Genomic DNA, 11,237 nt, shown 5'->3' with positions numbered 1-11,237 from the left:
AATTATTTACACCTATTCTCTTAGCTTTAATAATCGGCAGCGGCTGCAGCTCATCCGAAGAGAGCGCTAAAACCGAACGTCAATTTCTCAGCATCGGCACCGCACCGCCCGGAGGCGCATTTTTTCCGGTGGGCAGCGCGATTGCACAGGTCGTCAGCGCCAACCGCGGCGAGCTCACCTGGCAGATTTCTGCAGAAGCCACTAAAGGCACCCAGGAAAACATCCGGCGTCTCGCCAGCGGAGAATTGGACTTTGCTATGGCCAATTCCGCCATTTCCTATTTCGCGGTGCGCGGTGAAAGTGGCTGGGAAAAGCAGTACTCCATTCGCACAGTGATGACCCTTTACCCTAACGTCGCGCTCTTTATTGCGCCAAAATCCAGTGGCGTCAAAACAATCGCTGATCTAAAAGGGAAACGAGTGACCGTTGGCGTTGCCGGCGCGGGATTTGAATTTTTTATACGGCCAATTTTGCAAGCGCACGGCGTCACTTATGATGACTTCACCCCGCTTTACAACACCCAGCCCGGCGCAGTCGATATGCTCGCCGACGGATCAGCCGCGGCCGCCTTTTTAGGCGGTGGCGTACCGACCGCATCGATTGTGCAGGCTTCGGCGTCTCAGGATATCCATTTTATCCCTTTTGAGGACGGCGCCAAACAGAGTTTGTATGAAACCTACCCGTTTTTTTTCCCCGCAACGATTCCGGCGGGAACTTACCGCGGACAGGAAGAAGCATTTGCGGGCATGAATGTCGGCCCGACGCATTTTATCACCTCCGCCGATAAAGACGAAGATACGGTCTATCAATTCACAAAAATACTCTACGAACACCGGGCCGAAGTTGCCAAACAGCATGCTGCGGGCAAAGCCATTAATGCGAAAAATGTCATTAAAGATACGGGGACGCCGTTTCATCCCGGCGCCATCCGTTACTTTAAAGAGATCGGTATCTGGCCCGAAGAATTGGCCCCGGCTTCGGCTGAGTAGTTCAAATGCTCAATCAAATCAGTCGAGTCGTTTTTCAAATTCTGGCTGTCGTTCTCAGCGCTTTTGTTCTACTCGAAGTCAATTATCCCCTGCTCACTCCGCAATCCCAGTTGGCTATTTTCGGCATGCTGGGATTGGTTTTGGTTTTTTTAAATTATCCGCTCCACAATAAACTTCAAGACAAAGTTTTTTCGCAAATTGTCGACTTGCTTTTGGCCGCGGCAGTCGTGCTTTGCTTTGGTTACGTCCTGGTGCAATCGGAGCCGCTTTTCAAAACCTTCTGGTTAGAAGGTCAGTCGCTCGGCAACCGCGCCGGTTTAGAGCAGCCCGTTGATTACATCGTCGGACTGGTTGGACTCTGCCTGGTTTTGGAAGCCGCCCGCCGGGCAATCGGCCTGACTCTGCCGCTGCTCTCCTTGATTTTTATATTTTATGCGGCCTTTGGCTCTTCATTGCCGGACTGGCTCTTTCCCCACCGCGGCTACCCCTGGCAGCGGATTGTCAGCCAAACGTTTCTGCACAGCCAGGGCGTTTTTGGCATCGCTTTAAAAGTCATGTTCACCTATGTCTTTCTGTTTGTTCTATTCGGAACCCTGCTGGAAAAAACCGGCTCCATCGGTTATATCATCGACTTCACCCGAAAGCTGTTTCGTAAAAGCGTTGGCGGGCCGGCCAAGGTTGCCGTGATCAGCAGCGGTGTGATGGGCTCACTTTCCGGCAGCGCGGTGGCAAATACCGCCACCACCGGGACTTTTACCATCCCGATGATGCGCAGTTCGGGGTTCAAACCCGCGATTGCGGGTGGCGTGGAAGCAGCGGCAAGCTCCGGCGGCGCGCTGGTTCCGCCGGTCATGGGAGCGGGCGCTTACATGATGCTTGAGATTATTGAACCGGCTGTGACTTACTTGCAAATTATCAAAGCGGCTATAATTCCGGCAATTCTATATTATACCTCCCTGCTGCTAATCGTGCATTTCTACGCCAAACGGGTCGGCGTTCAAGCTGAGTCCGTTGAATCAAAAAACAGTGAAACTCAATCCAACTTTCCCGGCGTTGTTTTTTTGGGCGCGTTCGTTACCCTGCTCATTTTTTTGTTTATCGGTTACACGCCGTTTCGAGCGGTGAGTTTAAGCCTGGCAGCGATTTTAGTTCTTAGCAGCTTTAAAAAGGAAACCAGAGTTGGTCTTAAAGGAGTTGGACGAGCCATGGAGAAAGCGGCGAAAGGAGGCATCTCCTTGATTGCTGCGGCTTCAAGCGTTGGGATTATTATTGGCGTCGTCACTTTAACCGGCATCGGTTCAAAGCTGCCGGCAGTCATCTTGCCGCTGGCACAAAACAACCTGATTTTGGCGCTCCTGCTTTTAATGATCTCAACGATTATTCTCGGAATGGGTTTGCCGTCGGCAGTGTGTTACTTATTGGTGGCCACTTTTGTCGGCCCCATTTTAGGTGAAATGGGAGTCGTGCCCCTTTCGGCCCACCTGTTTATTTTCTATTTCGGTATGATGTCGATGGTAACGCCGCCGGTTGCCCTGGCTGCTTACACTGCCGCAACCATCGCCGGCGCCGGAATTATGCAAACCGCTTTTGCCGCGTTTCGATTCGCATTGGTTGGGTTCGCACTGCCTTACGCCTTTGTTTTGAGGCCGGAGCTCTTGCTGCTTTCACCTGATGGTGGGGCCGCCGGCTTTTTCTCAATCGCTTTGAATGTCTTTGTCACACTTTTGGGAATTGTCGCGCTGGCGGGTGGAATCGTTGGGTACTGGTTTCGCCCATTGGTTTTTTGGCAGCGAATTCTTTTGATCGCGGCAGCTCTGGTTTTCTTTTTTTCTCAATCTGAAGGTGCACAAATCTGGATGCAAGTTCTGTGTTTTTTAGTGATTGTGGTGATTGGTTTTCTTAATTTGCGTTCCAAAGAATTAAACACTGAAGAACACCGAATATCACTGAATTAAAAATAAAAAAAAGCCTCGTCCGAATTCTGAACGAGGCGGGTTCTTAAAAACAATTTTTTGATTTAATCAGCTAACTTGAATAATTCACAAATCTGCATTTGCGCAAGAAACCTATTTCGCGCAGCGCCAATGGATGGTTGCGGAAATTAGCGCAGCGGTTTCCGCAACCCAGGCAGTGTCGGAGACCGCTTCGCTTAACTCCGAGACTATTCGAAATACATCCCTATCAAGTCCGTCAATCAGATTACTAAGTTCTTCTTTAGTCATTTGTACAACTGTTGTTCCATTAAAAACTCCTAGCCCGGATAAACCGGATCCGAAACACGAAATTCGAAATAATATCGAAATTCAAATGTTCAAAATTCTCCCTCCGCAAAATAAAAAACAGATCGTGTTGTTTTGAAATTTCGTTATTTGATATTCGGATTTCGAAGTTTAATTATTTATTGGGTCGATTTAAATATTTTCAATCACCTTCTTGATCCGCTCAAACGCCCAGTCCAGCTCCTCTTCAGTGATCACCAGAGGCGGTGCAAAGCGAATCACATTCTCGTGGGTCTCTTTGCAGAGCAGGCCTTCATCTTTCAAAGCTTCGCAATAGGGGCGCGCTTTGGTGTCGAGCTCGACGCCGATGAACAGACCTTTGCCGCGAATATCGACGATGTGCGGGCTTTCGATCGTCTTTAAGCGTTCTAAGAAAGACGCGCCCAACTTGTCTGCTTTTTCAACCAGGCCTTCTTCTTCGATCACTTCCAAAGCGGCTAAAGCGGTCGCACAGGCGAGGGGACTGCCGCCAAATGTGCTGCCGTGGTCGCCCGGGTTGAAAACACCCAGAATCTCGTTGCTGGAAAGTACAGCCGAAACCGGCAGGAACCCGCCCGAAAGCGCTTTGCCGATGATAATTAAATCCGGTTTGACGTCTTCATACTGGAAAGCAAACATGCGGCCGGCACGGCCGAGGCCACTCTGAATTTCATCCACCATGAACAAAGCATTGTTGCGTTTACAAATTTCCTGAACGCGGGTCAGGTAGCCGGCCGGTGGGATGTGGATTCCGGCCTCGCCCTGAATCGGTTCAACCAAAAAGGCGCAAGTGTTTGACGAAACCGCATTTTCAAGCGCCTCGGCGTCTCCGAAAGGAATGACCTTGAATCCGGGGGTGAAAGGACCAAAGCCGTCCAGATACTGATCTTCAGTGGAAAATCCAACGATGGTTGTAGTGCGTCCGTGAAAATTATCTGCGCAGACAATGATTTCTGCCTGTCCTTCCGGAATTCCCTTGATCTTGTATCCCCACTTTCGCGCCGCTTTAATCGCAGTCTCGACTGCTTCGGCTCCGGAGTTCATTGGCAAAACCATTTCCATATTTGAGAGCTTGGCAAGCTTTTCACAAAACAGGGGTAATTTATCATTTCGAAAAGCGCGTGAGGTTAAAGTAACTTTCCCTGCTTGCTCCGTAAACGCAGCAAGAATCCTGGGATGACAATGGCCTTGATTCACAGCGGAGTAGGCGCTCAGGCAATCGAGATAGCGCTTTCCCTTGATGTCATAAACCCAAACACCTGCCGCTTTTTCAATTACAATGTCAAGCGGGTGATAATTATGAGCGCCGTATTTATCTTCAAGCTTGATGTAGTCTTCGGTTGATTTTGGCAATTTTGTTCTCCTTAAAAAAATGATGGTTCCTTGTGCAAGTTTCCGAGGCCAACGTCTGGCCGAGAGAATAATTTAAAAAATTCTGCTAATTTTCAAAACGAATTTATGTTTTCAATATACTTTTTTATTCCCAGATTCGTCCCATTCCCGAAAAAGCGCCTGGCATTCTTTTTTCATAAAATCACCAACGATCTCAACCGGACTGCCGCCGAGTTCTTTCATTTGTTGATTGGAAATGGTCAGCTCATTAAAATCCAATCCTTGCGCATCAGCGATTTTAGCGCCAAAAAATATTTTACCGATCTTGGCCCAATGAATGGCGCTAAAACACATTGGACAGGGCTCGCAAGTCGAGTAAATCGTACACCCTGATAAATCGATGGTGTTTAATTTATTGCAAGCCTCGCGAATGGCACGAACTTCTGCGTGGGCCGTGATGTCCGTTGTTGCCCAAACAACGTTGTGCACGCAGCAAATGAGTTCATTATTTTTGACAATACACGCGCCAAAAGGGGTCTGATCTTTTTGTCCGCCCACTCTGGCCTTGTCAATTGCAAGTTGCATAAACTTTTTATCCATAAGCGCAGCTCCCTCAAGAAAATTTCTTTGTCTTAATATAAATATTGAAATTAACCTGAATAATTCCTAAACCGCAGAGACACAGAGACGCAAAGTATTGAAAAAGTAAGGAATAAATTCATTTTTTTCCCAGCTATTTCAGTAAACTTTGTTGAAAACAAAACTTCGTATATCTTATATATTCTTAGCGCCTCTGCGGTGAAAATTTATGAATAATCCAGATTAAAGGCCAAATAATATTTTGTTAATTAAGTTCACCGGCACCAGTCTGATAACCACCAACACCTACTCCACCGGCAGAACCAACATTAACCCCATGATTTTGCCGATACCGGGTATCTTCTAACCAGGAATAAACGACTGTTTTTTGGGCTGTGGGGAAAACGGGGGGTCCCACGTGCAAAAAACGGTTATCATAATAAGACTTTAAAGCATAACCATGTGTTATGGTAACATTGAAATTGCTGTCAAGAGAACCATTGGCTAGTTTCCCCCTCTGTTTTTGGAGAGTGCTGCCAAAGAGGGTCATCGTACCAAAAAGCCCCGTTAAGGTTTCAACTTTAAATTCCTGGTTCAGGGCCATAATGGCGCCGTGTATTTCAACGTCATTTTGGTTAGCGGGCGTGTCCGCCACGATTATATCCTTTTTTGCCACCAGACCCAGCATATCCTGCGAATCAGGATTGCTCCGGGGATCGTCAGCGTACAAGAGGTCATCTTCGATATAAATATGTCTGCCCTTACCATAAATAGTCACCTGCCCGCTTACCGTACCTTGAACATGAATGTCTTTATTGTTCGCCTCTAGCATAATTACACCCGTAATGTCAGAGAGAAATTTTGGGCCATCCCAATCATCCTCCTCGGGATCATCGTCCCCCTCATAAAAATAGTAGGAACCATCAGCAAAAAATTTCAACCAGACATGATCATCGCTATAAACATCGCCGCCGGCATCAGCAGAATCCCCTAGTGCCTGCAAACCGGTAGCAAGGCTCGGCATGGGTATAGCATTGGCGCCGAATTCCGTTCCTCCCAGAAATTGCGGGGCGCCGCTACCCCATGTATCATAGCCAGGATCGACGCTGGATACTTTGCCAAAAAAGACCGGGCTGCCGCCAAATTTAAACTTGGTGTTGGTATGGATTGGCCCATAAAGGGTGTCCCCGGTAACATAAGAGTTAGCGGCAGGCCAGTTGTCCGTGAACTGGGCATAGTGTGAAGAAGGCGGTCTGGCAACGACAGCGATCACCGTGTCCGTTACACCACCATAAGTTGAGGTTGCAGTCACTTTCACCCTTTGCACTGCGACGGTTGTATCGAAATTGATATCCTGTATGTCTGCTGCGTAATATCCACCGGCCATGCTGGTGCTGGTTAGTCCTGTTCGCCAGGAAAAATCCTGGAACAATTTAGAAACCGCTATGTTCGCGGCACTGTTGGCGATGTTTCTCGAAATCATTCTTTCATAGTGCTCTGAAATGAATTCAGTTTGTGAAGCCGTCCTTGTGTTCAAACCGACTAACATGCTGCCTAAAACCAGGGACGTTCCTAAGACAACCAACAATGCAGCTTTTCCCATGATGCACCTCTTTTGTTGTGGTAATCCAAACCTGCTCTTACACTCATATCAATAAGTTTATAATGGCTGCAAATTCATCGGTGATATTTTTTCACGCCAGTAATAACTGGCATATCTTTCCGTACCCAGTCTGTCCAAATACGGTTCAGTGCTTTCAAATTCCAGTGTGACTTCAATTGTTCTAATTTCCGTTTGATTCACTGTGGTGTCACCATTGGCGTCAAAGAAAATAAGTTGAAAATTTGTAACCCCTAAAGCGTCGTCGACCTGGGGATCGGAGTTGATCGTTCTGTAAAAAATTTTGTCACGAGGATTGGTTGTTCCCGAGGCTTCACTGACATCACTTAGGCTGTAGTTAACTGTATCCAGGACGCCGTCGTCAAACAAGTCTGCATAAAAGGTGATGGAATCCAGTGCAGAAACCGCCAAAGACGGGAAGTTATAGCCATAGCCGATTTGACGCAAATCCTGCTCTAATAATTCGATTATTGACAGAGCGGTCTGTTGCACGATCAGAGAATTGCTATACTCAAATGAGTGCTGTCTTACATCTGTCTGAAAATTCAAAACGCTGAACAGCAGCAAACCACCGATCACAATGCTGCCGATAAGACTGAGATATGAATCCATGATTGATGCCCCCGTCTAAGGATTTGGTAAATATGAAAAAACGAAACCCAACACAAGCGGTTGGATTAAAAAGGGATTTGATATCGTGACGTTCATTCTTTTATACCAGGATCGGCTATTAATAATCGTTTCCGGATCCGTCTCATCAAGAATATATCCGACTTCAATGCTGACGTCAAATTCGTCGCGGCCGGTACTATCTGTTAGGGTCAAGCCATTATAATCGTCTACATCATCGAAGTTAGGGTGGGTTTCGCCCGCGTCGGGACCTAATTCGTTCCACTTTGTCAGCTGATTCGGCGCGTTAACGGCCGCATTGATTACTTTCTCATCGAAAGCTTTGGTTTTGGCTTCTTCGATAAATGACTGAGCTAAGGAGATGCCATAAAATTCGAATTCTCTCTGAATAATGGATTCATTCTGGTCTATTACATAGCGGTTTGTGGAGAGCATGGTTAATCCAAACAATATGAGCGCTCCAAGTACAAGCAGAAGTTCACGTTGTCCCATCTTAAACCTCCATTGTTGTGTCTATAACTTCTTGCAAGGTGGTCATGCCATTTTTTACTCGCTCTTTGCCGGAATCCCTTAAAGACAGCATGCCATTGTCCTGTGCGATTGCTCGCATAGTTTCTTCATCTACTTCGCCGGACGTCTTGATGATTTCTTTCCGAATTTCCGAATTAAAAAGTAATGCCTCGCTAATGGCAATCCTGCCTTTGAACCCTCCGAAGCATTCATCGCAGCCGACGTTTGTGTAGAATGTTGTATTTGAGGTTTCATTTTTAGTAAACCCCATCCGTAACAGATGATCCGGGTCCGGATTGCTGACCGGGCTTTTGCAGGTTTCACATAACTTTCTAACCAGACGTTGTGCCATCACCAGGTTGATGGCGTTGGCAATCAAAAAAGGTTCGGCGCCCAACATATAAAGCCTGGAAATTGCACTCGGAGCATCGTTTGTATGCAGGGTTGAAAAAGTCAGGTGGCCGGTATTGGCTAATGAAATAGCAATTTCTGCGGATTTCAAATCACGAATTTCTCCGACCATCACGATGTCCGGGTCGTGACGCAGAATTGATCTCAGGGCAGTATCAAAAGTGAGCTTTGGACTCAGTTTAATTTGCCGTGCGCCCTGGATCAGATACTCAACCGGTTCTTCGATGGTCAGGACATTCTTGGTGGCGTCCATCACCTGACTGAGTGCCGCCACCAGGGTGGTGCTTTTACCGCTGCCGGTTGGGCCTGTTAGAATAATAATCCCCTGGGGCTGCTCGATGGACTTTCTGAAGTCTTTCAGCGCTTGTTCCTGTAAACCAATTTTTGCCAGGTCGGTGATGACCTTTCTATCGTCGAGAACACGGATGACCACGCTTTCAAAACGACGATCGAATTCCGCGCCGACGATCGGTATAACCGAAACTCTGAACCGAATATAAAAACCATCGATCTTTCGTTGAATAAATCCGTCTTGAGCCTGAATTCTTTCAAACCGGTCGATGTTTAAGGCGCGGTCTTTTATTACCGCGATAACCGACTCCGGCTTTATGTCGGTTTGAACGTACCAGGGCTGCAGCTTACCGTCAAAACGGAAAAAGATTTCAGTTCGATTGCCTTCTTTTGGGATAACGTGAATATCACTGGCGCCTTTTCTGACTGCTTCGACCAGCATTCCTTCAACCAGGTTCGTTAAACGACTCTTGTTGATTTCCGAATCTAGGACTTCTTCATCTACTTGTTTCGATTCATCATCAAGAATCTCAACTTGTTCCGAATCTTCGAATACTTTCTGGAGAAATTCATTGTTGGCATAAAAAGCCCGCTGGATGAGGGCGTCGATTTCATCGAGAGGAGTATAAGCGATTTCGACGTCGGCATACTCAAGGCCTTTGGCCAGATCGTGAACTTCCCTGTCCGTAGGGTCGGCCGCCACCATGACGAGAACATTCTTTTTGTATTCATGCCATTTAAAAGGCAGAACTGTTTTATTAAGCAATTGATTGGACACCGATTCCGGAAGCTCCGTCAGAATATTCTTGATGAAATCGATTCTATCTTGATCAACTGTTTTTTCAGTAATATGAATTGTCTGGAAGCCGTATAATTGAACGATCTGCTTGAAGACCGCATCCCGGTCGATATTTAAGTCTTCAATAAGAATGTCCGTAATTCTGCGTTTAGCTGTCCGCGGTTCCCGGGTCTGGATCATTAAAGCTCTTTCGAGTGTCTCTTCATCGATCACACCGTGGTCAATCAGCGATTTAGTCAGCCGATTGAGGCTTTTTGCGGAATCGTATGTTTTTTCAGCGACTTGATTCATGGGTCCTCGAGAGAGGTGATGTTGGACTGACAAAACCAATTTCAGATGAGATCAAAGTTAAGCCAATGATCATAAGTGATACCACGATGGAAATAATCAAATTGATGGAATCCACCATTCTTTTCATTTTGTGACCGCTTTCCATCTCATAATAGTCGGCGAGTTGCCGTGCGCTTTCTCGCAAAGTCCCCGACTCTTCTCCTGATCTGAACCTGCGAATGGCATTGATGGTAAAACAATTTGTCTGCGCAATACATTCAACAAAGCTTTTGCCTTCTTTTAACATTCTTGGAATGACGGTGTTTACTATTTGCCGCTCGATAAACTTATTGTTACAAGACTCTGCTGCGATTCTAATCGCCTGAATGTTTTCTCCCGAACTGCTGTAAAGCGCGTAAAAAACCCGGGAAAAAATCTCGATACAATTTTTGTGCAGCACCGACCCGAAGTATGGAATCCTGATCAAGGTGCGGTCGATGATATACCGTCCTTTTTCCGTGCGCATCCAATAAATAAAAGCAAAAATGGGCAGGACGAATCCTGCCAAAATCAGGATGACATTATTTTGCAAAAAATTGCTTAAATCCAAAGTAGCCTTCGTCATGGGTGGAATTTCGATGTCATATTTAGTTAACAGTGAGGTCATTTTTGGAAAGATGTACATGATGTAAAATATCAAAGCACCGATCATGGCGATGGTTACCACGATTGGCATGTAGAGAACGGAGCGCAAATTTCTTTTAAATTCTTCGTATCGTTCGAGGAACTTGGCGGTACTTTCATACATTGCGGCCATATTACCGCTGGTCGATGCAACCGCTAACATGTGTGCTGTGAATTTACCGAGAACGTCTTGATGCTTGCCATAAACCTCATGACCGTCGTTTCCCGCTTTCAGATCCTTTTGGATTTCACGGATTGTTTCCCGCAAGCGCTTGTTTTCGGTGTCTTCGGCGGTCAGGGTCAAGATTTCATCATAAGGAAATTTCTCGCGCAAAAGATCCGCACAGATGCGGATGAACAGGACTAAATCTTTGTTGGGAATGCCGAAGTTGATGCTGAACCATTTTTTCCTGACATAGTGCACCCGGTAGCCCATTTTCATTAAAGCGTTTTCCAGCTCTTCTTTTGCAAACGCTTTCTGTTCGCCTTTTATCGGTTTTTCGCCGCCTTTTTGGACTTTATAAGTGAATCGGGTCTTCTTTTGAACGGCGTCCAACCGGAAGCCTTTTTTATCGACAATTTTCTTGATTCTGTTCTTAATTGCTTTGCTGTCCGTGCCGAACAGAATTCCCTGGATAGGTTTACCTGCGACGTTAACTCCTAAATATCGATATTCCGGCATATTTCTGACTCAGAGTTATGTTAAAAATTCTTACATAAACCCTGACAGGGTTCCAACCCTGTCAGGGGTAGATTCTGACTATTTGCGCAATCTACTGGACGTGTTGGTTGAGACAATACTGGCTGAATCCACGACAACCGTAATTGTCATTCCCTCCACACCTATGCCAACAATCTCAGCC

Annotated in this window: 10 protein-coding genes; 2 read left to right on the top strand and 8 right to left on the bottom strand. The window is 46.4% G+C overall.

Annotation, left to right across the window (positions count from 1 at the left end):
- Both IH879_12125 and IH879_12120 read left to right on the top strand, forming a co-directional pair.
- A partial coding sequence (locus tag IH879_12125; GenBank protein MCH7675684.1) for a TAXI family TRAP transporter solute-binding subunit occupies nt 1–989 on the top strand: 989 nt, incomplete at its 5' end.
- Between the two features lie 5 nt (nt 990–994).
- Nucleotides 995–2,944, top strand: coding sequence for a TRAP transporter fused permease subunit (locus IH879_12120; protein ID MCH7675683.1), 1,950 nt, complete (start codon nt 995–997; stop codon nt 2,942–2,944).
- 111 nt (nt 2,945–3,055) lie between these two features.
- Here the strand turns inward: IH879_12120 and IH879_12115 are convergent, their stop codons facing one another.
- From IH879_12115 to IH879_12080, 8 genes are all read right to left on the bottom strand, one after another.
- A complete protein-coding gene (locus tag IH879_12115; GenBank protein MCH7675682.1) occupies nt 3,056–3,211 on the bottom strand; it encodes a hypothetical protein in 156 nt (51 codons plus the stop codon).
- A gap of 189 nt (nt 3,212–3,400) precedes the next feature.
- Nucleotides 3,401–4,600, bottom strand: coding sequence for an ornithine--oxo-acid transaminase (gene rocD, locus IH879_12110; protein MCH7675681.1), 1,200 nt, complete (start codon nt 4,598–4,600; stop codon nt 3,401–3,403).
- 111 nt (nt 4,601–4,711) lie between these two features.
- A complete protein-coding gene (locus IH879_12105) occupies nt 4,712–5,164 on the bottom strand; it encodes a nucleoside deaminase (protein ID MCH7675680.1) in 453 nt (150 codons plus the stop codon).
- Nucleotides 5,165–5,423: 259 nt separating this feature from the next.
- Nucleotides 5,424–6,761 carry a hypothetical protein gene (locus tag IH879_12100; protein ID MCH7675679.1) on the bottom strand — a complete coding sequence of 446 codons (1,338 nt, stop codon included), beginning with the start codon at nt 6,759–6,761 and terminating at the stop codon, nt 5,424–5,426.
- A 57-nt stretch (nt 6,762–6,818) separates the two neighbouring features.
- Nucleotides 6,819–7,391, bottom strand: coding sequence for a hypothetical protein (locus tag IH879_12095; protein ID MCH7675678.1), 573 nt, complete (start codon nt 7,389–7,391; stop codon nt 6,819–6,821).
- A 15-nt stretch (nt 7,392–7,406) separates the two neighbouring features.
- Nucleotides 7,407–7,901 (bottom strand): hypothetical protein, encoded by a 495-nt coding sequence (locus tag IH879_12090; protein MCH7675677.1) that lies wholly within the window; start codon nt 7,899–7,901, stop codon nt 7,407–7,409.
- Nucleotide 7,902: 1 nt separating this feature from the next.
- Nucleotides 7,903–9,711 (bottom strand): type II/IV secretion system protein, encoded by a 1,809-nt coding sequence (locus tag IH879_12085; protein ID MCH7675676.1) that lies wholly within the window; start codon nt 9,709–9,711, stop codon nt 7,903–7,905.
- Nucleotides 9,695–11,056, bottom strand: a complete 1,362-nt coding sequence (locus IH879_12080) for a type II secretion system F family protein (GenBank protein MCH7675675.1) — start codon at nt 11,054–11,056, stop codon at nt 9,695–9,697. The genes IH879_12085 and IH879_12080 overlap by 17 nt, the downstream gene beginning before the upstream one ends.
- Between the last annotated feature and the right edge of the window lie 181 nt (nt 11,057–11,237).

The sequence above is a fragment of the candidate division KSB1 bacterium genome, from assembly GCA_022562085.1.
GTDB lineage: Bacteria > Zhuqueibacterota > Zhuqueibacteria > Oceanimicrobiales > Oceanimicrobiaceae > Oceanimicrobium.
Note: the sequence above shows the minus strand (reverse complement) of the source record. Positions and strands in the feature narration are given on the sequence as shown.

Excerpts from the sequence above, each read along its gene's own strand:
- IH879_12120 (MCH7675683.1), top strand. The coding sequence starts at position 995 with ATGCTCAATCAAATCAGTCGAGTCGTTTTTCAAATTCTGGCTGTCGTT.
- IH879_12115 (MCH7675682.1), bottom strand. The coding sequence starts at position 3,211 with ATGACTAAAGAAGAACTTAGTAATCTGATTGACGGACTTGATAGGGAT.
- IH879_12105 (MCH7675680.1), bottom strand. The coding sequence starts at position 5,164 with ATGCAACTTGCAATTGACAAGGCCAGAGTGGGCGGACAAAAAGATCAG.
- IH879_12100 (MCH7675679.1), bottom strand. The coding sequence starts at position 6,761 with ATGGGAAAAGCTGCATTGTTGGTTGTCTTAGGAACGTCCCTGGTTTTA.
- IH879_12095 (MCH7675678.1), bottom strand. The coding sequence starts at position 7,391 with ATGGATTCATATCTCAGTCTTATCGGCAGCATTGTGATCGGTGGTTTG.
- IH879_12090 (MCH7675677.1), bottom strand. The coding sequence starts at position 7,901 with ATGGGACAACGTGAACTTCTGCTTGTACTTGGAGCGCTCATATTGTTT.
- IH879_12085 (MCH7675676.1), bottom strand. The coding sequence starts at position 9,711 with ATGAATCAAGTCGCTGAAAAAACATACGATTCCGCAAAAAGCCTCAAT.
- IH879_12080 (MCH7675675.1), bottom strand. The coding sequence starts at position 11,056 with ATGCCGGAATATCGATATTTAGGAGTTAACGTCGCAGGTAAACCTATC.